This window comes from Xylanibacter brevis ATCC 19188, from assembly GCF_000621725.1.
Classification (GTDB): Bacteria; Bacteroidota; Bacteroidia; order Bacteroidales; family Bacteroidaceae; genus Prevotella; species Prevotella brevis.
This window is the reverse complement of the sequence record NZ_JHXM01000007.1, coordinates 167,917-193,365: the sequence shown is the minus strand read 5'-3', so window position 1 is coordinate 193,365 and position 25,449 is coordinate 167,917. Positions and strand designations below refer to the sequence as shown.

At 49.6% G+C, this 25,449-nt stretch carries 23 protein-coding genes; 10 read left to right on the top strand and 13 right to left on the bottom strand.

What is annotated here, in order from left to right; genetic code table 11:
• Positions 1-55 precede the first annotated feature (55 nt).
• The 3 genes from T433_RS0104695 (at position 56) to T433_RS0104685 (ending at position 8,031) form a co-directional block, all read left to right on the top strand.
• Complete coding sequence (locus tag T433_RS0104695; RefSeq protein ID WP_162164171.1) at positions 56-4,597, top strand: translocation/assembly module TamB domain-containing protein; 4,542 nt, start codon at positions 56-58, stop codon at positions 4,595-4,597.
• A complete protein-coding gene (gene tamL / locus T433_RS0104690; RefSeq protein WP_027455042.1) occupies positions 4,581-6,974 on the top strand; it encodes a translocation and assembly module lipoprotein TamL in 2,394 nt (797 codons plus the stop codon). Before T433_RS0104695 ends, tamL begins: the two co-directional genes overlap by 17 nt.
• 115 nt (positions 6,975-7,089) lie before the next feature.
• Positions 7,090-8,031, top strand: a complete 942-nt coding sequence (locus tag T433_RS0104685) for a nucleotidyltransferase family protein (RefSeq protein WP_027449876.1) — start codon at positions 7,090-7,092, stop codon at positions 8,029-8,031.
• Between the two features lie 104 nt (positions 8,032-8,135).
• On the opposite strand, the gene T433_RS0104680 is transcribed toward T433_RS0104685, so the two are convergent.
• Entirely contained in the window at positions 8,136-9,641 is a 1,506-nt protein-coding gene (locus T433_RS0104680; protein WP_081778365.1) for an SLC13 family permease, read from the bottom strand.
• 190 nt (positions 9,642-9,831) lie between these two features.
• Here T433_RS0104680 and T433_RS0104675 point away from each other — a divergent pair, with 190 nt between their 5' ends.
• The 7 genes from T433_RS0104675 to rodA all read left to right on the top strand — a co-directional run bounded on the left by T433_RS0104675 (position 9,832) and on the right by rodA (position 17,194).
• The gene (locus tag T433_RS0104675) at positions 9,832-10,770 is read left to right on the top strand and encodes a UDP-glucuronic acid decarboxylase family protein (RefSeq protein WP_027449878.1); all 939 of its coding nucleotides are present in this window, start codon (positions 9,832-9,834) and stop codon (positions 10,768-10,770) included.
• Between the two features lie 111 nt (positions 10,771-10,881).
• Positions 10,882-11,475: an IMP cyclohydrolase gene (locus T433_RS0104670; RefSeq protein WP_027449879.1), complete on the top strand. Its 594-nt coding sequence runs from the start codon at positions 10,882-10,884 to the stop codon at positions 11,473-11,475.
• A 19-nt stretch (positions 11,476-11,494) separates the two neighbouring features.
• Positions 11,495-12,517 (top strand): rod shape-determining protein, encoded by a 1,023-nt coding sequence (locus tag T433_RS0104665; protein WP_027449880.1) that lies wholly within the window; start codon positions 11,495-11,497, stop codon positions 12,515-12,517.
• Positions 12,517-13,377 (top strand): rod shape-determining protein MreC, encoded by an 861-nt coding sequence (mreC, locus tag T433_RS0104660; RefSeq protein ID WP_027455040.1) that lies wholly within the window; start codon positions 12,517-12,519, stop codon positions 13,375-13,377. Before T433_RS0104665 ends, mreC begins: the two co-directional genes overlap by 1 nt.
• A 3-nt stretch (positions 13,378-13,380) precedes the next feature.
• Entirely contained in the window at positions 13,381-13,881 is a 501-nt protein-coding gene (mreD, locus tag T433_RS0104655; RefSeq protein ID WP_027449882.1) for a rod shape-determining protein MreD, read from the top strand.
• A gap of 12 nt (positions 13,882-13,893) precedes the next feature.
• On the top strand, positions 13,894-15,744 hold the full coding sequence (mrdA, locus tag T433_RS0104650) for a penicillin-binding protein 2 (RefSeq protein ID WP_027455039.1): 1,851 nt from the start codon (positions 13,894-13,896) through the stop codon (positions 15,742-15,744).
• A complete protein-coding gene (gene rodA / locus T433_RS0104645; protein ID WP_027455038.1) occupies positions 15,725-17,194 on the top strand; it encodes a rod shape-determining protein RodA in 1,470 nt (489 codons plus the stop codon). Before mrdA ends, rodA begins: the two co-directional genes overlap by 20 nt.
• 2 nt (positions 17,195-17,196) lie before the next feature.
• On the opposite strand, the gene T433_RS0104640 is transcribed toward rodA, so the two are convergent.
• The 12 genes from T433_RS0104640 to T433_RS0104585 all read right to left on the bottom strand — a co-directional run bounded on the left by T433_RS0104640 (position 17,197) and on the right by T433_RS0104585 (position 25,445).
• Positions 17,197-17,664: a gliding motility lipoprotein GldH gene (locus T433_RS0104640; RefSeq protein WP_081778364.1), complete on the bottom strand. Its 468-nt coding sequence runs from the start codon at positions 17,662-17,664 to the stop codon at positions 17,197-17,199.
• Entirely contained in the window at positions 17,648-18,781 is a 1,134-nt protein-coding gene (locus T433_RS14625; RefSeq protein WP_044109212.1) for a PSP1 domain-containing protein, read from the bottom strand. The genes T433_RS0104640 and T433_RS14625 overlap by 17 nt, the downstream gene beginning before the upstream one ends.
• An 8-nt stretch (positions 18,782-18,789) precedes the next feature.
• Positions 18,790-19,917, bottom strand: coding sequence for a DNA polymerase III subunit (locus tag T433_RS0104630; protein WP_027455037.1), 1,128 nt, complete (start codon positions 19,915-19,917; stop codon positions 18,790-18,792).
• Complete coding sequence (metF, locus tag T433_RS0104625; protein WP_027455036.1) at positions 19,917-20,873, bottom strand: methylenetetrahydrofolate reductase [NAD(P)H]; 957 nt, start codon at positions 20,871-20,873, stop codon at positions 19,917-19,919. The genes T433_RS0104630 and metF overlap by 1 nt, the downstream gene beginning before the upstream one ends.
• Before the next feature lie 602 nt (positions 20,874-21,475).
• A complete protein-coding gene (locus tag T433_RS0104620; protein ID WP_027455035.1) occupies positions 21,476-22,030 on the bottom strand; it encodes a leucine-rich repeat protein in 555 nt (184 codons plus the stop codon).
• On the bottom strand, positions 22,017-22,544 hold the full coding sequence (locus T433_RS0104615) for a hypothetical protein (protein WP_155808379.1): 528 nt from the start codon (positions 22,542-22,544) through the stop codon (positions 22,017-22,019). The genes T433_RS0104620 and T433_RS0104615 overlap by 14 nt, the downstream gene beginning before the upstream one ends.
• A gap of 13 nt (positions 22,545-22,557) precedes the next feature.
• On the bottom strand, positions 22,558-22,833 hold the full coding sequence (locus T433_RS0104610) for a hypothetical protein (RefSeq protein ID WP_155808378.1): 276 nt from the start codon (positions 22,831-22,833) through the stop codon (positions 22,558-22,560).
• A 42-nt stretch (positions 22,834-22,875) separates the two neighbouring features.
• On the bottom strand, positions 22,876-23,244 hold the full coding sequence (locus tag T433_RS0104605) for a 5-fold beta-flower protein (protein WP_052356988.1): 369 nt from the start codon (positions 23,242-23,244) through the stop codon (positions 22,876-22,878).
• Between the two features lie 74 nt (positions 23,245-23,318).
• On the bottom strand, positions 23,319-23,486 hold the full coding sequence (locus T433_RS16415; protein ID WP_155808377.1) for a hypothetical protein: 168 nt from the start codon (positions 23,484-23,486) through the stop codon (positions 23,319-23,321).
• Positions 23,487-23,530: 44 nt separating this feature from the next.
• On the bottom strand, positions 23,531-24,094 hold the full coding sequence (locus T433_RS0104595) for a hypothetical protein (protein WP_027455031.1): 564 nt from the start codon (positions 24,092-24,094) through the stop codon (positions 23,531-23,533).
• Positions 24,091-24,297: a hypothetical protein gene (locus T433_RS0104590; protein ID WP_027455030.1), complete on the bottom strand. Its 207-nt coding sequence runs from the start codon at positions 24,295-24,297 to the stop codon at positions 24,091-24,093. Before T433_RS0104590 ends, T433_RS0104595 begins: the two co-directional genes overlap by 4 nt.
• Before the next feature lie 119 nt (positions 24,298-24,416).
• The gene (locus T433_RS0104585) at positions 24,417-25,445 is read right to left on the bottom strand and encodes a PEGA domain-containing protein (protein WP_081778363.1); all 1,029 of its coding nucleotides are present in this window, start codon (positions 25,443-25,445) and stop codon (positions 24,417-24,419) included.
• Positions 25,446-25,449 lie beyond the last annotated feature (4 nt).

Below are 25,449 nucleotides of genomic sequence, written 5' to 3'. Positions count from 1 at the left end.
ACGGATAGGGATAGTGATCCTCATTCCGGTTTTATTGTTTCTTTTGCTCTTTATTTTGTTATATGTACCACCCGTACAAAACTGGATGGTACAGCAGGTGGCGCGTGTGGCTTCTGAGCAGACGGGCTACGATATTTCCGTGGAACATGTGGACCTGGACTTCCCGCTGGATCTGGGTGTGGATGGCGTGGTGGTGAAAAGCGAGACAGCCGACACCATAGCCGACATCAAGCGCGTGGTGATAGACGTCAGACTGTTGCCACTGCTGGTGGGCAACGTGGTGGTGGACGAGCTAAGCATCAGCGAGGCCAAGGTGAACACGCTGAGCCTGATACCCGACATCCAGGTTAAGGGCGCGATGGGCCGACTGCAACTGGAGCCCAGCAAGATACACCTACTGGCCGGCAAAGTGGACCTGAGCACCATCGCGCTGGACGATGCCAACGTGACGATACTGATGAGCGACACGGCTGCCGTAGATACCACAGAGTCTGAACCGCTGCTATGGCGCATCGGCATAGAGAAGCTGGCCGTGAGAAACACGCAGGTGGCTCTGCACATGCCTGGCGACTCGATGCTCGTGGGTGGCTATATCGGCGAGGCAAACATGCTGGATGGCGACATCGACCTGGGCAAAGAGGACTACAGAATAGGTCATTTCGACTGGAAAAACGGCCGGGCCTACTATGACCTGCCCTACGAACCGCGCCAGCAAAGGGGCATGGACTACAGTCATATAGCACTGACCGACATCAACGTGAGCATCGACTCGATTGCCTTCAAAAGCCCGCTGACCAAACTGATTGTCAGACAGGCGGCCCTGAAGGAGCAAGGCGGACTGGAAATCACCGAACTGCACGGCGCCGTCAGCGTGAGCGACACGAATGCGAAACTGGCTTCGCTAAGGCTCTGCACACCGCAGTCGGACATCAGCGGCAACGTGGATGTGGACTTCAACATAGCCGACTCTGTCAACCCCGGACAGATGCACATCGACATGCTGGCACATCTGGCCATGAAAGATATGCTGGTGTTTGCGCCCGACCTGGACGCCACGATGGTGCGCCACTGGCCTGCTATGCCCCTGACACTGAGAGGACGCATGGATGGCAACATGAAAGAGGCGGAGATACACGAGCTGGTGGCTGAGTTGCCAACGGCATTCCGCCTGGAAGCCAACGGAAAAGTGGGCAACCTGATGGACACCGACAAGCTGTTGGCACAGCTCGACCTGAGGGCCGAGACCTTCAACATGGGCTTCCTTACACCGATGTTCGGTCTGCCAAACAACATACGCATCCCAGGTGGACTGACACTGAACGGCGATGCCGACATCAACGGTCCGCAATACAATGCGCACCTGTTTGCACAGCAATGGCCGGGGGAACGCAGCATGATGGCCGACCTGCAGTTTAACCAGAATACTGAGGCTTATCAGGCCGACATTGACATACATCGACTGGACCTGCATGCCTTCTTGCCCAAAGACTCGCTCTACGACCTGAGTGCTATGTTCTTTGCCAAAGGACAGGGACTGGACTTCCAGAACCGCAAGTCGTGGATGGATGCCGAGGGCGAGATCAGCAAGTTGCAATACGGCAAGCTACACTTGGACAGCATCCTGCTGATGGGACACCTGAAGAACGGTCACGGTCAACTGGAGGTGAACGGCAGAAACCGCGTGTTCGATGGCGACATCTGTCTGGATGCACGCATCGGACAGAAAGAGGCTATCTCGCAACTGGGCGTTAGCACCCAACTGAACCTGCTGGACCTCTACGCGCTGGGCATCATGGAAGAGCCACTGCAGATAGGACTGGCGGGCAACTTCAACGTGAACAGTGACCTGAAGCAGAGTCATAAGCTGAGCGGACTGTTCAGCGATATCTACCTGCGCGACTCGGCCAACACGTTCCATCCGGAAAACCTGGGTGTGCTGATCAGCGCACAACCCGACACCACCTATGCCCGACTGCAGAACGGCAACCTCATCGTGAAGTTTGATGCCAGCGGCAACTACGAGAAGCTGATAGACAAGCTGACCATACTCGGCGACACCATCATGGAGCTGAACAATCGCAGGGCGATAGACCAGCAGGCCATCAAACGCCTGTTGCCCACGATGCGCCTGTACGTGAGCAGTGGCCGCGAGAATCCCTTCGCCGATATTCTGCGCGTGTCGCAAAACATTGATTTCAAAGACCTGGGCATCGACCTGACCACCTCTGCCGAGCATGGCATCAACGGACAGGCACATATCTACGGACTGAATGCCGACTCTACCCGCATAGACACCATCATGGTGACGCTGAAAGACAGCGACCACGGACTGACCTTCCAAAGCCGAGTGGCCAACAACCGCCGCAACCCGCAGTTTGTCTTCACCGCCACAGCCGACGGACTGCTGCAGGAGCACGGTCTGAGCCTGGGCGTGCGCTTTTACGACAGTAATGGCGACATGGGCCTGCGACTGGGCACGAAGGTAGAGATGGAGAGCGACGGTCTGCGCTTCACACTGATGCCTAGCCGCCCGACCATCGGCTACAAGGAGTTTGCACTGAACAAAGATAACTTCCTGTTCCTGCGCAACGACTTCAAGCTGCAGGCAAAGGTGGACCTGCTAGCCGACGACGGAACAGGTATCAAGGTCTATTCGGAGAGTCAGGACTCCACACTGCTGCAGGACCTGACCGTCAGTCTGCACCACATCAACCTGGCACAGCTCACGGCAGCCCTACCCTACGTACCACGCATCACCGGTCAGCTGGATGGCGACTATCACCTGATGATGGACCAGCAACGACAGATCTCTGTGGCCAGCGACATGCAGGTGAAACAGATGACCTACGAAGGAAGTCCGATGGGCACCATCGCCACGGAGTTTGTGTATCTGCAACGTGAGGACCAGACGCATGCCGTGGAAGGCACCATGATGCAGAACGGCCGAGAGGTGGCCCAGTTGAAGGGTAACTACCGCAACAAGAAGGAGACGGGTGGAAAAGAGCAGTTGGATGCCAACCTGTCGCTGATGCATGCGCCACTGTCGCTCATCAACGGATTCATACCCGACCAGCTGATTGGTCTGGAGGGATATGCCGAAGGAGATATCAGCGTGAACGGCTCACTGGATAAACTCGACATGGACGGTGAGGTGATGCTCGACTCGGCCTACCTGATCAGCATCCCCTACGGCATTCGTCTGCGATTCGACAACGACCCTGTGCTGATACAGGACTCGAAACTGCTGCTGGAGAACTTCACCATGTATGCCTACAACGACAACCCGCTGAACATCCAGGGTTTCATCGACTTTGGCGACATGGACAACATGAGCATGGATGTGCGCATGAGGGCCACAAACTATCAGCTTATCAACGCTAAACAGACCGCCAAGTCACTGGCTTTCGGCAAGGCTTTCGTGAACTTCTTTGCCGTGATGCGTGGTCCGATAGACCGTCTGAAGGTGCTGGGCAAGCTCGACGTGCTGGGCACCACAGACCTCACCTATTTATTATTAGACTCTCCACTATCCACAGACAACCAGTTGGACGAGCTGGTGAAGTTCACCGACTTCAGCGATTCCACGCAGATGGTCATTGAGCGTCCGGCTCCCGAGGGCATGGACATGGACCTGCGCATCAGCATTGACCCGGGTGCACACGTAAAGTGCGGCCTCAACGCAGACCTCAGCAACTATGTGGATCTGTTTGGCGGCGGCGACCTGCGCATGCGATTCAACAACACAGAGAGCCTGACGCTGAACGGCAGATACACACTGACTAGCGGCGAGATGAAATACTCGCTGCCAGTCATACCGCTGAAGACCTTCACCATACAAGACGGTAGCTACGTGGAATTCACCGGCGATGCCATGAACCCCACGCTGAACATCACAGCAACAGAGCGCAACCGTGCCAGTGTGGGCAGCGAGGGACAGGCGTCGAGAAGTGTGCTGTTCGACTGCGGCGTAGTGATCACACAGACACTGAACAACATGGGACTGCAATTCATCATCAACGCACCTGAAGACATGAGCATCTCCAGCGAACTGCAGGCCATGACGCCCGAACAGCGCGGCAAGCTGGCAGTCACCATGCTGACCACAGGCATGTATCTGGCCGACGGAAACACCAGCGGTTTCTCGATGAACTCGGCACTGAGCTCGTTCCTGGAAAGTGAGATCAACAACATCACGGGCAACGCCCTAAAGACCGTTGACCTGAGCGTTGGTCTGGACAACAGCACAGATGCCACGGGACAGATGCACACAGACTACTCGTTTAAGTTTGCAAAGCGATTCTGGAACAACCGTCTGAAAGTGCAGATTGGCGGAAAGGTTTCTTCGGGAAGCGAGGCACAGCAGAATGGCCAGAACCAGTCGTTCTTTGACAACGTGTCCATGGAATACCGACTGACGCCGACATCCAACCAGTATGTGAAGCTGTTCTACAATCAGAACATCTACGACTGGCTAGAGGGTTACACCGGTGAATATGGCGGTGGCTATATCTGGAAACGCAAACTGGACTCGCTGTTGCCACGCAAAGAGAGCAACGACAGCATCAAGACACCACAACCATATGAAAAGAAGAAATAACTATATAGCATGCTTACTGTTGATGGTGCTTGCCGGTGCTTGCTCCACCACGAAAATGGTACCTGAGGACGACAAACTGTTCACAGGACTCACAAAGATTGAATATAAGAACTATGTGGACGATGACTACTTCATCGAGACACAAGAGGAGATAGAAGCGGCCTTGGCCACAGCGCCTAACGGTGCGCTGTTTGGCTCGAGCTACTACCGCACGCCGTTCCCCTACAGACTGTGGATATACAACTACGCACATGGCTCTAGTGGAAAATTCAAACAGTGGCTGAACAAATCGTTTGGCAAGGCACCGGTATTGATGAGCCAGGTGAACCCGGCTCTGCGCGCCTCGGTGGCTCGTTCGGTGTTGAGAAAGAACGGCTTCATGCATGGCGACGTCTATTATCAGGAGGTGCCTCAGCGCAACAGGAAGAAGATGGAAATTGGCTACACCGTGGTGCTCGACACGCTCTACACGATAGACACGCTGCAATACGTCAACTTTCCGAAAGGAATGCAAGCACTTATCGACTCGACTAAAAGCGAGGCAAAGATTGTGAAGGGCTCGCCTTTCTCGGTGGCATCACTCGATGGCGAGAGAAGCAGACTGAGTCAGCTGTTTAGAAACAATGGCTACTATTACTACCAACCGGGATATGCCTCGTATCTGGCAGACACTTTTGACATCGCGAACCGTGCGAAGCTGCGTCTGCAGCTGGCCGACTCGCTGCCACAACAGGCCCTGCGCCCTTGGTATGTGGGTAATGTGAGGGTGAACCTTAAGAAATCTTTCCGCGAGGAGATGACAGACAGCATAGGACGTAGTTTTCTGAAGGTGTTTTGGGGCGGCGACAAGAAGCATGCACCCATCAGACCGCGCGTCATCTTCCGCGACATGAAACTGCGTTCGCGCAAGGCTTTCAGTTACGACGACTACATACAAACGGTGCAGAAGTTGAATGCCACAGGTGTTTTCTCGTCGGTGGATCTTCAGTTTGCACCGCGCGACCGCGACACGCTGGACATGACATTGAACTGCACTTTCGACCAGCCATGGGATGTGTACGTGGAAGGTAACTTCGTCAACCGCACCATCGGGCGCATGGGACCTGGCATAAAAGCTGGTATTGTGAGAAGAAACGCCTTCCGTGGCGGAGAAAAGCTAGACATCAACGTGCATGGCTCGTATGAATGGCAGACAAGTTCGCAGGAAAGCAACATGAACACGTATCAATATGGTGCCGATGCCTCGGTCGAGTTTCCACGCATTGTGGCGCCATTTGTCAGCGAACGACTGAAGCGCGACAAGAACGGACGTTTCAAGCGCCCTCGCCGCTTCTTTGCCACACCATGGACCATCGCCAAGATTTCTACCGACATTGTGAACCGTCCTGACTACTACAAGATGCACATCGTCAGCGGCGAATGGACCTATCGATGGCAGAAGAGAGAGAGCACCCGACATGAGTTCTCGCCCCTGACACTGAAATATCAGTTTATCAACACGCGTACCCAGCGATTCGACGACATGCTGAGCCAGAATCCGTACTTGATGACCTCGATGGATGACTACTTCATCCCGAAGATGCGCTATACGCACATCTATCAAGGGTCGTCGAAAAAGCACCGTTCACCAGTGCATTGGGAAACCGTCGTCGAGGAATCAGGTAATGCGGTGGCTCTTTATGACGTGCTGGTAAAAGGGCATAGCTGGAACGAGAAGGGGAAAAAGCTCTTCAAAAATCCATATTCACAGTATGTCAAAATAGAGACAGACCTGACCAAGACATGGAAGATAGACAACAAATCACAGTTGGTGGGTCATCTGAACGCTGGCCACATGTGGTGCTTTGGCAATTCGAACGAAGCTCCTTTCAGCGAGCGCTTCTACGTGGGCGGTGCTAACAGCATCCGTGCTTTCACGGTGCGCAGCATCGGTCCTGGTGGCTTTGGAGGTAATGTCAACAAGCAGATGTCATACTTACTGCAGAACGGTAATACGAAACTGGTCATGAACCTGGAATACCGTTGTCAACTGTTCGGCAGCCTCTATGGCGCTGTCTTCCTGGACGCCGGCAACGTGTGGAGCAGTTCGGACTACAGTCTTGACAAAAGCGCTGCCACAACCAGTGAGGAAGAATCATTCATTGAGACATGGAACAAGGCTACCAGCGAGACGAAATTCGAGGCGAAGAACCTGCTGAAGCAACTGGCCACAGGCACAGGTCTGGGCTTACGCTATGACCTGGACTTCCTGGTGGTACGCATTGACTGGGGATTCGGTTTGCACGTGCCCTACGAGACATCGAAAGGGGGCTATTTCAACATCCCACGTTTCAAGGACATGCACTCACTGCATTTTGCCATTGGATACCCATTCTAAAGGCGTGAGACAGAGACGCATATGACACTTTTCCAAAAAATCATTTGGTTACTTCAACAATAAATAGTACCTTTGCAGCATTAAAAATTCCAACTTTATAAAAAGAAAAGAAACAATGAAGCCAACTTTATTCTTGCTCGCTGCTGGCATGGGCAGCCGCTACGGTGGCCTGAAGCAGCTCGATGGTCTGGGCCCCAATGGTGAGACTATCATGGACTATAGTATCTACGATGCCATCCAGGCTGGATTCGGCAAAATCGTATGGGTCATCCGTAAAGATTTCGAAGAGCAGTTCCGCACACAGATTCTGGCTAAATATGAAGGACAGGTACCTTGCGAACTTTGTTTCCAGGCCCTCGACGCACTGCCCGAAGGTTTCAAAGTACCCGAAGGACGCGTAAAGCCTTGGGGTACCAACCACGCAGTGTTGATGGGTAAGGACGTTATCAAGGAGCCTTTCTGCGTTATCAACTGCGACGACTTCTATGGCCGTGATGCTTTCATGCAGATTGGCAAATACCTGAGCAACCTGCCCGAGGGCGCCAAGAACCAGTATGCCATGGTTGGCTTCCGCGTGAGCAACACACTTTCTGAGAATGGTACTGTAGCTCGTGGCGTATGTGCTTATAACGACAAGCGTCACCTGACTGACGTTGTTGAGCGCACAGAGATTGTTCGTTGCGCAGAAGACGGTTCTAATGCTGGCGATGCCAACCAGCCCATCCGCTACAAGGACGAGAACGGCAAGTGGGTGGCACTCGGCGAGAACGTACCCGTGTCTATGAACATGTGGGGCTTCACTCCCGACTACTTCGAGCACTCTGAGGCTTACTTCAAGGAATTCCTCAGCGATCCAAAGAACATGGAGAACCTGAAGGCTGAGTTCTTCATCCCTCTGATGGTCAACAAACTCATCAACGAAGGCACCGCTACCTGCGAGGTACTCGACACCACCAGCGTATGGTTTGGCGTCACTTATGCTGCCGACCGTGATGCTACCGTAGCACGCATCAAGAAGTTGGTTGACGATGGTGTATATCCCAACAAGCTGTTCTAAGCTTTCACATAGATAACAACAAAAAGAATAGCGACCTCATCTTCGAAGTGAGGTCGCTATTTATTTTATCTCTTTAAGGACTTACGATACGAAAGCTTGCTTCATTAAATGAGATGAAGTGTACCCATCATGTAAACCAAGCCGAAACCCAATACCATAGAAATGACACCCATGATGATACCTATCTTCGACATTTCCTTCTGCTTGACATAGCCCGTAGCAAAAGCAAGAGCATTTGGTGGGGTTGAGATAGGCAGAATCATTGCTGATGAGGCTGCGATAGCCACACCGATAAGAACGGTTGGTGTACCTCCGATAGGTGCAAGCTTGTCGCCCATTGCACCGCAGACCATTGCCAGAATAGGCATCAGCAGAGCTGCTGTAGCAGAGTTTGAGATGAAGTTAGACAGCAGATAGCAGATAGCACCACCGATGAGCAGGATAAGCAGCGGTGAGAACTCACCGAAGGGGATGCTCTCTACGGCATTAGCTGCCAGACCAGACGAGTTAAGACCATAACCAAGTGCGAAACCGCCGGCTACCATCCAAATCACGCTCCAGTTGATCTGTTCAAGGTCGCGCTTATTGATAACACCTGTGAGGGCGAAGATACAGAAAGGAATCATGGCCACTGTGTTGGCATTGATACCGGTAAAACGGTCAGAAAGCCAAAGAACTACAGTAATAATGAATGTAATGATGACTACCCACGAATGGAATCCCTTCTGCATACCACCATCAATCTTCAGCTCTACCGTTTTCTGACTGAATGGGAAGAACTTAAGCAACAGACGCCAGCTGATGAACAGCAGCAACATAACAAGTGGGAACATGAACATCATCCACTGTCCGAAACCAAGACCCAAATTCAGTCCCTCTGGATCGTTAAGGTACTTCAGGGCAATAGAGTTAGGAGGCGTACCAATAGGTGTACCCATACCACCAAGGTTGGCTGCTACAGGAATAGACATTGCAAGTGCAATACGGCCCTTACCCTCGGGAGGAAGCTGATGGAATACAGGTGCAAGGAATGTAAGCATCATAGCTGCCGTAGCAGTGTTAGATACGAACATTGAGAACAGACCGGTGATGAGCAGAAAACCCAGAAGCACCATCTCACTACGTGTGCCGAATGGACGGAGCAGCACTTTTGCCAGCTGTGCATCGAGACCAGTCTTTGTGGCAGCAATAGCCAAAACGAAACCACCGATAAACAGCATGATAATAGGATCGGCAAACGAAGCCATCACACCTTTGTGAGAGAGAACACTACCAACTTCGTCTGGATTTACCAGCGGCGCAATACCACTGTCAGAGCAGAATAGCAGCATCAACACGATGATAGCAATAGATGTTGCCCACGAAGAAACAATCTCTAAAATCCACATCAGCGTTGCAAAAGCAAAGATAGCAATAATGCGCTGCTGTATAACTGTTAATCCCGCAATTCCGAACCAGTCGGCTGGCATAAACCAAAGCAACAGCGTAACGATAGCCACGATGGCTATCTTTGCCGCTATCTTACATTTATTACCAGGGTGATATTTACGTTCATGTCGCCATCTTCTGGCCACGTCAACGAGATGAGTACCTATGTGTTGGTGTACCATTTTGTTTAACTGTTTTTGTAATTTTTATAGTTTGATTATTAAAATTCGAGCGCAAAGGTACAAAAAAAAAGTTTATAAACACAAATTATTATCGCATTTTATTTTCGTTAGCTTTTTTCTTTGTGATAACCTATTTTTTTCTTACCTTTGTAGGCGAAAATACTATAATATAATAATGTTCTATTAAACTATGAAGAAAATTCTAGTTACTGGAGGTGCAGGCTTTATCGGCTCACATCTCTGCGAACGTCTGGTGAATGAAGGAAATGATGTAATATGCCTAGACAACTTCTATTCTGGTTCAAAAGAAAACGTGTGGCACCTGATTGGCAAGCCCAACTTCGAATTAGTACGCCACGATGTCGTTAATCCATATTGGGCAGAAGTCGACGAGATCTACAACCTAGCATGTCCTGCATCCCCCATCTACTACCAAAACGATCCAATACAAACGACCAAGACATCTGTATTCGGCGCCTACCACATGCTTGGCCTGGCTCGCCGAACGCACTGCAAGATATTGCAATCGTCAACAAGTGAAGTCTATGGTGATCCCAATGTGCACCCACAGCCAGAAAGCTATTGGGGCAACGTGAACCCAATAGGCCGACGCTCTTGTTATGACGAAGGCAAGCGTTGTGCTGAAACATTATTCTTTGACTATCACCGTTTGCATGGTGTGAGGTCAAAGGTGATACGCATCTTCAACACTTACGGCCCCCGCATGGCCGCCAATGACGGACGTGTCGTTTCCAACTTCGTGGTTCAAGCGCTGCGTGGAGAAGACATTACCATCTATGGTGATGGTCAGCAGACACGCTCTTTCCAATATGTCAGTGACCTCATTGAAGGCATGATCAGAGTCATGGCCACCGACGATTCGTTCTTAGGCCCTGTGAATTTGGGCAATCCAGGCGAATTTACCATGCTGGAACTGGCAGAGAAAGTGCTGAAAAAGGTTGGCGGCAAGAGCAAGATTGTCTTCCAGCCCCTGCCCAGCGACGACCCAAAGATGCGCCGTCCAGACATCACATTAGCCAAAGAAAAGCTTGGCTGGGAGCCCAAGGTCAAGCTTGACGAAGGACTTGATTATATCATCGATTACTTCCGCAAGAAGCTAAACACTTGACTTTGAATAAAAAAAAGAGTAAGCACCGTTAATTATTGAAAAGAAAGACCCGCGTTTTACGAATTATTTTGTACCTTTGCAGCTCGTTATAATATATCACATAAAAATACTATGGCTGAAGTAAAAAAGATTAAGACTGCCTTGATTTCGGTTTTCCACAAAGACGGACTCGACGAGTTGCTAAAAAAGCTTAATGCAGAGGGAGTTAGCTTCCTGTCAACAGGTGGCACACAGAAGTTCATTGAAGAACTGGGTTACAATTGTCAGAAGGTAGAAGATGTTACCACCTACCCTTCTATTCTGGGTGGACGCGTAAAGACATTACATCCAAAAGTATTCGGAGGTATTCTGGCACGTCGCGACAACGAAGGCGACCGTGAGCAGATGGCTCAGTACGAGATTCCCGAGATTGACCTGGTCATTGTTGACCTCTATCCCTTCGAGCAGACCGTTGCAAGCGGTGCTAGCGAAGCCGACATCATCGAGAAGATTGACATTGGCGGTATCTCACTGATCCGCGCAGCTGCCAAGAACTTCAAGGACGTCGTTATCGTTCCCTCAAAGGCAGAGTACAGCGTATTGCTCGACATCCTGAACAAGAAGGGTGCTCAGACCGACATCGAGGACCGTAAGATGTTTGCCACACGTGCCTTCGGCGTCAGCAGTCATTACGACACAGCCATCCACAGCTGGTTTGAAAAATAATAATTGATTAATAACATTAATGGGTTTTTTCAGTTTTAGACAAGAGCTGGCCATGGACCTTGGCACAGCAAACACAATTATCATCAGTGATGACAAGATTGTGGTAGACGAGCCTTCTGTCGTAGCGCTCGACCGTCGTACGGACAAGATGATTGCCGTAGGACAAAAGGCCAAGTTGATGTACGAAAAGACACACGATAGCATTCGTACCATCCGTCCTTTGCGCGATGGCGTGATTGCCGACTTCTCTGCTTGCGAACAAATGATGCGTGGACTCATCAACATGGTTCACACAGGACATCATTTCTTCTCGCCTTCTCTTCGCATGGTCATCGGCGTTCCTTCTGGTTCTACCGAAGTTGAGTTGCGTGCCGTACGCGACTCTGCCGAGCATGCTAACGGCCGCGATGTCTATCTGATTTTCGAGCCCATGGCTGCAGCCATCGGTATTGGCGTTGACGTTGAAGCCCCCGAAGGAAACATGATTGTTGACATCGGTGGTGGTTCTACCGAGATTGCCGTCATCTCACTGGGTGGCATCGTATCCAACAACTCCATTCGCACGGCTGGTGACGATCTGACTACCGATATTCAGGAATACATGCTTCGCCAGCACAACATCAAGGTTTCTGAGCGCATGGCCGAGCGTATCAAGATTCACGTAGGTTCTGCACTGACCGACCTTGGCGATGAGGCTCCCGAGGACTACATCGTACGCGGTCCTAACCGTATCACTGCACTGCCTATGGAAGTGCCCGTATGCTATCAGGAGATTGCTCACTGCTTGGACAAGACCATTGCCAAAATTGAGAATGCCGTTCTCTCTGCACTGGAGAGCACACCTCCCGAGTTGTATGCAGATATCGTCAAGAACGGTATCTACCTCAGCGGCGGTGGCGCATTGCTGCGCGGTCTTGACCAGCGTCTGACGGACAAGATGAACATTCAGTTCCACGTTCCTGAAGATCCTCTCCGCTCTGTTGCTAAGGGTGCAGGTATTGCACTTAAGAATGTTGACCGATTCTCGTTCCTGATGCGATAGTGAATAACCTGCTCGCATTCATCATCAAATACTACCACTGGCTGATTTTCCTCATATTGGAAATCGTCAGTGGTGTGATGTTGTTTGGATACAACAACTACCAGGGTAGCATGTGGGTATCCTCGTCGAATGCTATAGCAGGAAAAGTATATGAATGGCAGTCCAGCTTCTGGCAGTTTTTCTCTCTAACCCAGCGCAGCGAACAATTGACGCAGCGCAACATCTACTTGGAAGAAAAACTGCACGAACTCAGAAAGGAGAATGCCAGACTACGAGGAGATACCACCATGTTCTTGCCCGACGAAAAACAAGTGTTGAGCCAGGTAAGATGGATTCCCGCCAAGGTGGTTGACAATTCCATAAACAATCCCGACAACTTGATAACCATTGATCGTGGCAGTGCCGATGGCATTAAACGCGATATGGGTGTAATCTGTGGTAAAGGCATAGTGGGTGTTGTCTATATGGTCAACGACCACTATTCTGTGGTACTGCCTGTATTGAACCGCCATTCACACATCAGCTGCACCATCCGCGAGAGCGACTATTTCGGTTATCTGGTATGGGACGGTACGGATCCTGCCATTGCCTATCTGGAAGATGTGCCTCGTCATGCCATCATCAAGAAAGGCTATTGGGTAGAGACCAGTGGTTTCTCTACCATCTTCCCTCCAGGCATCTCTGTGGGCAGGATTCTGGCCATCTATAACTCGCCCGACGGTCTTTCTTATCGAGTGAAAGTCCGTCTCTCTACAGATTTTGGTAAGCTGCGCGATGTCTGCGTGTTCGACGACCCTTCAATCGCCGAGCGTGCACGCCTGAACACGGCAGCCACTGACTCACTATCAAAACTGAAGTAAGCTATGATATACGATCTATTAAAACGGGTGATGCAATTCGTGCTGCTGGGGCTGTCACAGGTTCTGGTATTCAACGGCATGGACATTCTTTATGGCGCCATTCCCCTTATCTATGTTTACTTCGTCATCATGTTTCCACGCAACTACCCTAAATGGGCCATCTTGCTGTGGAGCTTTGCCATGGGCCTCACCATGGACATGTTCACCAACACGCCCGGTGTGGCTGCCATGTCACTCACGCTGATTGGCGCACTGCAGCCCTACCTGCTGGAGCTGTTCTTGCCCCGCAATGCCGACGACTACATCAAGACTTCCAGCCGCACACTAGGCTTTGGTAAGTTCCTATCGCTGACATACATCCTGCTGCTCATCTACTGTGTGGCATTCTACACCATCGAAGCATTCAGCTTCTTCAACTTCTTCCATTGGCTCATGTGCATCTTTGGAAGCAGCATACTGACGACCATGTTGATTCTGGCCTTAGAGAGTCTCAGAAAGAAATAAAAGGAGAGTAAAGTGAAAGATAACTCAGCCGAATATAGAAAGCTTGTCATTGCTATGGTGGCCGTCGCAATCGTCACCATCTATATCCTTCGTCTGTTTTCACTTCAGCTGATGAGCGACGACTATAAGAAGAATGCCGACTCTAACGCCTTTCTGAAACGTATCGAATATCCCGCTCGCGGCATCATCACCGACCGCAATGGCGAACTGCTGGTTTACAATCAGCCCGCCTATGATATTATGGTGGTGGTCAACGAAGCCAAGGATCAGTTCGACACACTGGAGCTCTGCCAGTCGCTGAACATCACCCGCGAAGAGTTCGACCAGCGCATGGAGATGATGAAAGACCGCAACAAGAACCCCGGTTACTCACGTTTCACCCAACAGATGTTCATGAGTCAGCTGTCCGATCAGGAGTTCAGCATCTTCCAGGAAAAGAAATATCGTTTCCCTGGCTTCTACGTACAGAAACGTAGCATCCGCCAGTATCGCTATCCCTTCGCCGCCCATGTCTTGGGCGACGTTGCCGAGGTATCGCCTGCCGATATCGAGAACGACGACTATTATCAGCCTGGCGACTATATTGGCAAGTTAGGCGTGGAACGCTCCTACGAACAGCAGCTGCGTGGCAAGAAAGGCGTGCAGATTCTGCTGCGCGATGCTCATGGACGCATCCAAGGCAGCTATCAAAACGGTCTTTACGACCGAAAGCCTGTGGCCGGCAAGAACCTAACGCTCAGCATCGACTATAAGTTGCAGGAACTGGGCGAAAGACTGTTGGAAGGCAAGATCGGCTCTATCGTAGCCATCGAGCCCAAAACGGGCGAGGTGCTCTGTATGGTCAGCTCTCCCAGCTATGACCCACGCATGATGGTAGGTCGCAAGCGTTCCAAGAGTCACAACCAACTGAGTCGAAATACTTGGAAACCCCTGCTCAACCGCAGTATCATGGGGCAGTATCCTCCCGGTTCTACCTTCAAGACCACCCAGGCACTCACCTTCTTGAGCGAGGGCATCATCACCGCCCAGACAGCCTACCCCTGCTACCACGGATTTGTCTTCAAGGGTCTTCGCGTGGGTTGTCATGGTCATGCATCTCCCCTACCCCTGGTGCCAGCCATCTCCACCTCGTGCAACGGCTATTTCTGTTGGGGACTCTATCACATGATAGGCAACCGCCAGAAATACCACACCGTACAGGATGCCATGAACACCTGGCGCGACTATATGGTGTCTATGGGCTTTGGCTATCAACTGGGCATCGACCTCCCCGGCGAGAAACGAGGCCTCATCCCCAACGCACAGTTCTACGACAAAGCCTATAAGGGCTCGTGGAACGGACTCACCATCATCAGTATCTCCATTGGTCAGGGCGAGGTGAACGCCACGCCACTGCAGATTGCAAATCTGGGTGCCACAATTGCCAACCGTGGCTATTTCATCACCCCCCACGTGGTCAAGAAGATCAAGGGCGAAAAGCTGGACACGCTCTATACCAACAAGCGCTACACCAAGGCCAACAAGCAAGCCTACGACTATGTGGTACAGGGTATGCGCTCTGCCGTTCTCGGAGGTACATGTAAGGCCTTAGCCGGCTACGACTTCATGGCATGCGGTAAAACAGGTACAGCCCAGAACCGTGGCCACGACCACTCCGTGTTTATGGGCTTTGCACCGATGGACGAGCCTAAGATAGCCGTGGCTGTCTATGTAGAGAATGGTGGATGGGGTGCCACTTATGGTGTGCCCATCGGCGGACTTATCATGGAACAATTTATCAATGGCGAGCTCTCGGCTGCATCTCAGAGCAAAGCCAACGAGATACAACATAAACGTATTGACTATGGAGCAGGCGACAGATAAACATCCCGGTGTATTGCGGTCTATTGACTGGTGGACCATCGCCATCTACATGGCGCTGCTCACCTTTGGTTGGCTGAGTGTCTGTGGTGCCAGCTACAGCTTTGAAGAACCCAACCTCTTCTCGTTGTCCGCTCGTTCCGGCATGCAGATTGTGTGGATTGGCACCTCACTGTTTCTGGGTCTGGTACTGCTGCTGCTCGACGACAGGTTCTACGACACCTTTGCCTTTGTCATCTATGGTGTCTTACTACTCCTGCTGTTTGGCACCATCTTCAATCCGCATAGCATCAAAGGCTCGCATTCCTGGCTCGTGTTAGGTCCGCTACGACTGCAACCAGCAGAGTTTGCCAAGTTTGCCACAGCACTGGCGCTGGCCAAGTTCATGGGGCGCTTCCGCTATAACATCCACGACACCAAGGACTTCCTGCTGACGCTGACCATCATCTTCGTGCCCATGTTCTTCATCATCATGCAGCGCGAGACGGGTTCCGCCCTGGTCTATCTGTCATTCTTCCTCATGCTCTATCGTGAAGGCATGACCGGCAGCGTCTTGTTCACCGGTGCTGCAATGGTGATCTACTTTGTCATTGGCATCCGCTATGCCGAACCGTTGCTGTTCGATACACCCACATCCATTGGCAGGTTCATTGTCCTGCTGCTCATCCAGATATTCTCCTCTGCCCTCATTGGCATCTACTGTCGCAATCAGAAACAAGCCCTTCACTGTCTGGGACTGTGCCTGGGCACCACCCTGATCTGTCTGCTGTTCTCTGTTTACGTCATTCCCTTCGACCTTTTCTGGGTTCAGATGGCTCTCAGCCTCATTCTCGTGGGTTATCTGTTGTGGCAGGCACTGTTCACCCGTTTTCAGAACTACCTTTGGATAGCCCTGTTTGCCATGGGTTCCATTCTGTTCTTTAGCTCGGCCGACTATGCGCTCAACAATATCCTCGAGCCTCATCAGCGCACACGTATCAATGTGCTGCTAGGCCTTGAAGAAGACCTCAAGGGTGCGGGCTACAACGTGCATCAGAGTGAGATTGCTATTGGTTCTGGCGGACTGCGAGGCAAGGGGTTCCTGAACGGCACGCAGACCAAGCTGAAGTATGTGCCCGAACAAGACACCGACTTCATTTTCTGCACAGTGGGTGAAGAGGAAGGTTTTGTTGGTGCAGCCAGCGTGCTGCTTCTGTTTCTGGCGTTGATTCTACGTTTGATACAATTGGCCGAACGTCAATCAACAGCCTATGGTCGTGTCTATGGCTATTGTGTGGTATCTATATTCCTTTTCCACGTGTTCATCAACGTGGGCATGGTGTTAGGACTGACCCCTGTCATTGGCATTCCCCTGCCCTTCTTCTCTTACGGCGGTTCGTCGCTATGGGGCTTCACCTTCCTGCTGTTCATCTTCCTACGTATTGATGCCGGCAGAAACATGGCCCATCGTTAATCCTACTTCAGTTTCTTCAGCGTGACACCGATATCCGAGATACCGGGCAAATCATTATTTATCATATAATGGTGTACGCGTACATATAGTGTATCGCTGTCACACAGCGTCACCTGTCCCAGCGGCAAGGCGTGGTAATAGCGGCTGATGCCCGTACCCGTCAGTTTACCGGCACGGTTGGCCATGTCCACTTCCAGCGTGTCGGTGCGCTGCATGCCCGACACCGACTGTTGATAGGCCACCACTGTCAACTGCATATACGGATACTCCACGCTGTTGCGTATGCCCAGCTCCTCCTCATAGGTACCGGCAGGTATGCCCGCAATCTTGAAAAACAATGTGTCTGCCTGTTCCCAGCCATCCAGTTCCACATGTTCGTAATGGCTGAAAACAGTCTTACGATTGCACCCGACAAGTGTCAGCGCAATCGTAAGCATTATCAGGATGAGCCCTTTATTGCTGTTGCTCATTATTGTTGTTGCGTCTGTCAGACGGCTTCTTCTTTTTCTTCTTTTTCTTCTTAGACTTGTCAAAGCGCGTGATGCTGTCGCCTGCCAACAGGTCAACAGGTCCGTTCTCCTTCTTCTGGTTGCCGGCCTCCTGCAAGCTTTCAGGCTTCTCACCACGTCGGTTCATCTCTATCACCTCCTTGGCGCGTGCCGCCGTGATCGTCTCTAGGTTGGCAGCGATGCGCTTATCGGTAGAGTAAGTGACCAGTCCGGCCAGGATGTCGGCCTTGAAGTAATAGTAGTCCGAATCGAGCGTCTGCAGCACTATCTCACGACTAGGCAACTGACGTCCTGCCTCCATATACTCGTCCACCTCGTAGTTCAGGCAGCATTTCAGCTTGGCGCACATGCCGGCCAGCTTCTGTGGGTTCAGCGAGATATCCTGATGACGCGCAGCACCCGTTGACACGCTGATGAAGTTCTTCATCCATGTGGCGCAGCACAGCTCACGTCCGCAGGGTCCCGTACCACCGATACGTCCGGCTTCCTGACGGGCACCAATCTGCTTCATCTCGATGCGCACGTGGAAAGCGGCAGCCAAGTCCTTAATCAGCTGGCGGAAGTCCACACGCTCGTCAGCGATATAGTAGAAGATGGCCTTGTTGCCATCGCCCTGATACTCCACATCACCGATTTTCATGTCAAGTCCCAGTCCCTTCGCTATCTTACGACTCTCAATCATGGTCTGATGCTCCAGGGCCTTTGCCTCATGATACTTGTCCATGTCCACCTGGCGAGCCAAGCGATAGATGCGCTTGATGTCGTCGGCCGACTTCAGGTTAGCCTTCTTGATCTGCAGTGCCACCAGTCGTCCTGTCAGTGTCACCACGCCGATGTCATGACCAGGACTAGCCTCAACAGCCACGATGTCGCCTTTCTTCAGGGGCAGACGGTTGATGTTGTGGTAGTAGCCCTTACGTGTATGTTTGAACTGCACCTCCACCAGATCGGTCGAGTCGGCATTGCCTGGCACGTCGGCCAGCCAGTCATAGGTGTTCAACTGGCGATCCTGTCGGCCGATAGCCTGATGACAGAGTCCGCGGTCACAGCCTGTACGTATTTCTAATTCTTTTTCCATTTCACTTTCTATTGTTTAGGCGGTATCAGCAGTACGATGATTCTCAGCACGAAGTCGAAGAACACAATCTTCGCATTGGCATTCTGTCCGATGTCACGGATGGCCACGTTGGCCAGGTCGTAAAGCTGTAATATATTGTTTTCGTTGATAAAACGTGCAAAGTTGCGGGCAAACTCTTCCTCTTCCTGCGTCATGTAGCATAGCTCTTGCTGTTGGAAGTTATACATAAAGTTCTCGCGCAGCATGCGCATAAAGAACTGCAGGAAGCGCTTTTGCTTCTCGCGTCCGAAGGCGCTCAGCGTCTCGCTCCATTTGCGCAAGTCCTTCACATTGCGCTTATATGCCAGTCGCATCAGCATCTTGAAGAGGTCCAGAAACTGCTCATTCTCTGTGCCCACCTGCATCTCCTGCAGGGCTTTCAGCCACGAGCCGCCACACAGTCGGCTGATGCGTGTGGCCTTATCGGCATCCATGCCATATCGCTCGGCCAGTGCCTGCTGCACATCTTCGTTGGCCAGTCGCTTCACGTCGATGCGCTGCACACGACTGCGGATGGTCTCCAACAGCTTGTCGGGCTCTTCGCACACCATCAGGAACACCGTCTGCGTGGGTGGTTCCTCAATAAGTTTCAGCAACTTGTTGGCACACTCAATGTTCATACGCTCAGGCAACCAGATGACAGACACCTTATAGCCGCCCTGACTTGACTTCAAACTGAGTTTGCGCACCAGTTCGTCACTCTCGCCTGCCGTGATGATAGCCTGCTGGTTCTCGCCGCCCATGGCCGTCATCCATTGGTCCATCGAGAAGTAGGGTCCCTGCATGATTAGCTCGTGCCACTCGCGTGCAAAGTCATCGCTCACGGGCTTGTGATCACTACTCATCGAGGGCAACTTGATGGTGGGGAAGGTGAAGTGCAGGTCGGGGTGCTCCAGCTTTGCTAGCATCGGTGGCTCTGCGACGCTGTCGTCGTCATTGCCTTCCAACAGGTAACAGCCAAAGGCCACGGCCAGCGCCAGCTTGCCCACACCTTGCGGACCGCACAGCATGATGGCATGCGGCAGACGGTCTTCTGCCACCATCTGTTTCAAGCGCGCCTTGCACTCCTGTTGTCCTATGACCTCACTCAGTCTCATTATGCCAACTGCTTAACTATCTCCACGACCGAGTCAACGGCACTGATGGTGTAGAAATGAATGTCGTTCACACCGTGTGCATACAACTCTCGACATTGCTGGGTGGTCCATTCTATACCCAACTGTCGGGCGTCCTCGTCGGTCTTACATTTCACTATCTCGCGGGCCAGCGCCTCGGGGATGTCGCAGTGGAAGGTGCGTGGCACCACGGTCAACTGCGTCAACTTGGCCAGTGGCTTAATACCGGGGATGATGGGTATGGTGATACCCATGGTTCTGGCCTTCTCCACAAACTGGAAGTATTTCTCGTTGTCGTAGAACAGCTGCGTCACCGCATACTGTGCGCCCAGGTCCTGCTTCTGCTTCAGATACTGCATATCCATCTCCAGGTTGGGAGCCTCTTCATGCTTCTCGGGGTAGCAAGCCACACCAATATCAAACCTCTTTCCGGGGTTCTTGATAGGCGTCCCGTCTGCAAAGAAACCCTCGTTGAAGCGCATCACCTGCTGTATCAGGTCTGTGGTATGTGCATGTCCACCGGGTGTTGGCTTAAAGATACTATCCTCTTTAGCCTTATCTCCACGCAACAACAGCAGGTCTGTGATACCCAAGAACTGCAGGTCCAGCAACTCATATTCAATATCCTCTATCGTCGCACCGCTACAGATCACGTGTGGCTGTACGGGCACATTAAAGCGCTGTTGAATGGCGGCTGCAACAGCTATCGTTCCGGGACGTCGACGCTGTCTCTGACGCTCGAAGCGTCCATCGCTCAGTTCTTTATATACATATTCACTATGATGTGTAGTGATATTGATAAAGGCGGGGTTCAGCTCGCACAGTTTAGCGATGTCCCCAAACAGCTTATCGGTGCCTGTTCCTTTCAGTGGTGGAAGCACCTCGAATGAGAACTGCCGCTGTTGGCTTTCCTGGTTGATAATCTTTGCTACTGCCATTCTTTGTTATTCTTAGCACATTTTGGTGCAAAGTTACGAAAAAAACTTGTAAAAGCGAAGCGATTTTGGAAGATTAACGCTAACCGTTTCTAAGAAACGCTTGCCAAAGCAAGAATTCGGCCTAAAATATAGGAAAGACAGGGATTTAGAGCCCCTTGATAAGGGGCGGCTATAATGCAGGGATATGCAAATTGGGGAGAATCGGTGAAGAAGTTAGGCTTCTAAATCGTAACCTCATTTAGCCATCTCCTTCATCTTTGTGACGAAACTGTTGAAACTTGTCAGCAGTTCTTCGACGAGCGAAGCGGCAAGCCGATTACCTCGTAGGCACTGCGCTCAATTCAAGGAAACGAAGACCTAATGTCTGCCGAACTTGCTCATCAGAAAGCAGACAAGCATCTTTGTGTGGCACTCCACAGAAAACTGTGTATTAGGCTACACCTTTCTACGGAATCTATTTGTGGTTTTGCAAGCTATCTGGGGTAGACAACTTCCCTCTATTGTAACATGCTGCAAGCACCTTAGCTTTATTCATTACGACATCACGATCGTCAGTCCATCACATCTATCTTATAAATTCTTCTCTCATTGTCTCGAAAGCATTAATCTCTTATAATTATCTTTCCTCCACCTGGACCAAAAATATAGTCGCCAATCAGACGGACTGATCGAGGGATATACAGCGTAACAAATTGGCGGCATGTAGCGAATGCCATAGAACATATCGTCACTACACCTTCCGGTACATGGTATTCGTTATCTTTGAATCCAGCCCTTGCGAACAATAACCGATGCCTGTCGAGACTATAAGCAATGTCATGTTCATCCATGCGGTACTCTCCATCATCCTCAAAGGCATCCGTCTGCTCATCGCGACAGGAATAGTCTTTCTGCCAGAAATATACACAAGGCATCAGATTCTCATTTTCTTCTGGATCCTTGCTAAACTTCAACTGATCATATTCATGTACATGAGCCGTCCAAGGAATGTGTAGTGTACCTATCCGGCATCCTATCAATGCACCATCTTCAATCTCCTCCACACCCTCAGGTATCCAATAAGCTCCCTCCACATTGGCCCCTTTCAGCAACCGTTTCCCGTCTGCTGAATAAATGAAGCCATAACTGTCCATCCACAACTGGTCACTTTCCACCATCTTCCAGATATACAATTTCCCGTCCGATATACTTCATTTGTTCCATCGCGTAAGCAAAGGTGTCCATCAGGATGTCGCCCTTCACATACACCTCGTAGTCACGTTGCGCCTCGTCCGACCATGTGACAGGCATCTTCATGAAACCCAGATTCTTGTAGAAGCTATCCTGCCGAGGCGAGAAAGCCGCCCTCGTCGTCAGCAGGCAAGGCATTTCGAATTCCTCTGCCATCACCCTCAACCGACACGCTTCCGCCTCCCTGTCCTCTTTGTCGGGAAAATCAACCAACAAGAAAACAACCTCTACATCATACTGACACATCTGGTCATTCCTTATTAAATGCAGCGCCACGGCGTATGGTATGAGGACACCATCCACCTCTATCAATCTCATGATAGGCACCTCTATCCCCTGTGCCCTGCAAAACACCTTCAGTCTGTCCAGCATGTCATTTATTCCAAAAACATCCCCACATGCCATCGGCACGTCGTCAGACATAATCTTCAATCGTCGCATAAAAAGAGTATGTCTAATCTTTGCCGCACAGTTTGAGTATTTTCTTCCACCCTTCACCTAAATCACCTTTCTTATAGGCATCTTTCATTTGCTTCATAAAGTCTCCAATAGAATCATCCTTAGGTGTGAACTTGCCCGAAATAGTGTGATTGCTGGCATTGTATGTCAATAGCTCATAACCCCATTTCGCAGCTTTCTTATTATAGCCGTTTATGATATTCATTACTTTTGGCAAAACACTCTCTGGCACAATCAGTTGCGACTGTTCTTCTGATTTTACTGTATTCATAACCTTTTTTATTACTTATTTCCAAATATGACTATCACTTTTTTATTCAAATAGTTTGAAGAAGAAAAACACGGCAGCATAAGTCGTCGGAATGCCTTTAGCATAGCTGATAGTCATATTATTGCGGTCAACAACCGTTCCATCGGCTTTCACCCGTCCTATCTGCATATTGTTACTGTCCTTCACTTCTCCATCACTATCCACCTTCCCTATCTTCATGTTCGAGCGGTCTCTTATAGAACCGTCTTTTTCAATCTTCCCCACTGTCATGTTGTTCCGGTTCGCAATGGTACCATCCGAACGAATATTCCCAATCATCATGTTTGATTGGTCACGCACAATACCATCTGACTCAATCTTACCAATGAGCATATTCGAACTATTCCGCAAGTCCTGTGAGTAACTTGCCATGCAAGACATTTGCAATGTCATGAGCACCAATAATGATCTCTTCATCTATATACCAAATACTGACTCTCCCTGAACTACACATCGCCCATCATACTTCTTTCAAACCTGGCTCCAGGCTCCTTCAAAGCGACCTTCACCAACCCACATGTCACTCCATTGATATCCTTTCGAGGACTCAATGCCGCCGTCTGGTCTTTCTCCAACGGCTCGAACTTCTTTACCTCAATGTCTTGGGCATACATTGAAACTGTGCAAAAAATGAGTATTGTCAAAAAGAAACCTGTTTTCATCCGAACAACTCTTCAATTATATTTAACATATCATTTCTATCGAAGTCCCTAATTTCGACATCTTTCTTTAGATCATCGTACCAAAAGAACTTCCCCCAATATTTATCTTTATTGTAATCAATAAACACACCTACATACGAACCACAATTATAACAATCTGGAGTTCCTTCTTCTCGTGGTCTTACCATTCTATTTAATTCTCTTTCATCATCAACTCGTTTCTCTGGATTTTCTGGTTTCTTCATTTCTAACACCAAATAATTAGGCTTTGTTTCTTCACGCGTTTGAACTATTAAATCAACCCTAACATTATGCCCATCTACAATTTTCGGATTTCCTCCATAACTTCTATTATATTCAACATCAACATAATAATCCTTAAACAATGAAGTCCTGTGCACAAAATCATAAGCCCTCATTCTTTTTTCCATATACATAGCCACACGTGCACAAATATTCCATTCAGAAACCCCATCATTCAAATTGACTTCATCGAGTGTATATACATCCTCAACGGAGTTATGCAAAAGACTTAGCACAATCTTTCTTATTTCATTCATATTTCACCAAAATCGTATGGGTTATTTATCACATTACCTTCTTTATCTCTTTTAATACGTAAAGCTTTGTCACTCTTTTCAATGTTATTCACTATTTTACTTGCTTTTTCATCATCTTTTGTGCCGAATAACAATTGTTCTAAAGGACTACCAATATATGGTATTGCTGTTAGGATGGCACGCATAAATCTTTCAAAAGTCATAACCAAACTATTAAATATCAAAATCACTTAAATTAAACACTTCATCCTTTGGTAATGGCTTGCCACCGATTTTGTCGGGCTGCTAGGTGCGGACGTAAATCTAAAGAAAATGTCATCATCTATAGTCGCACTTCCATTGGCTCTCTTCCCACTACAATTTTCTTTGTATTCCCGTCATCATCTGAAAGCAAATATTTACCAGGCATGAACATAATGGTTGCGCCATCTTCCCATTCCTTAATCTTTTTGTTATCTTTGTATATACATGATGAAGAAGAACGAATGGTAACAGGAGTCGCATGAATATGAGTAATTCGCTTGTTTTCTTTAAGAATAAAAGAAAGGCTACCAGTATAGGAGTTAATACTCACTTCTTTTTCTTCATCAACATATCCTTCTGCCTGCACGCGTATGGTATGATTACCCTGTGGGATCAACAATTTACCAACCCCTCCATAATCCAAATTGTCTACAAAAACACGTGCATTTCCAACATTACTACCCACCAACACTTCATGTATGATAGGTTGTAACTTGATTGTTAAAGTCTTCGCTTCTGATTTGCCTATTGTAAAGTCACCTTTTTGCGATGAATAATTATCTGCTAAAACAGTATAATGATGTTTTCCAAAGGCAATAGGCAACTCTATGGTACCGTTTGAATTGGGATTATAATTTTGTTCATCTATAATGATTTTAGAGCTTTTCGGCTCCACTTTAATAAGAACAGAACTTTTTAGCTCACTAATGCGATGAGCATCAAGAGTTATCAGATAAGTCCTGCCCGCCCTAAGTCTTCTGTATCCATATTCTGCCATATCAAGTTGAACAGGCATGAAATCCTTATGCAGAAAATCCAATTTCCGAGTTACTGTCGGCACGTATACAGAATAAATTCCTTCACTGTAGTCCACCTTAATATACTGATTCGGATTTGAGAATTCAATGCCTTCTAAACGATCGGTCTTTATTTTCAATAAGACACAGGTATCACCATTATTGTCTAGACATGGATATTGTATCGCAGTCTGATCGCTTGGCTGTAGTGCGACACTCTTTACTGTCATGTTCTGCCCTTTAGAAATAAGAAAACAAGAGCAAAAGAGTGCTGTCAATACCAGTTGGAGATTCAATTGTTTTTTTTTCATATCT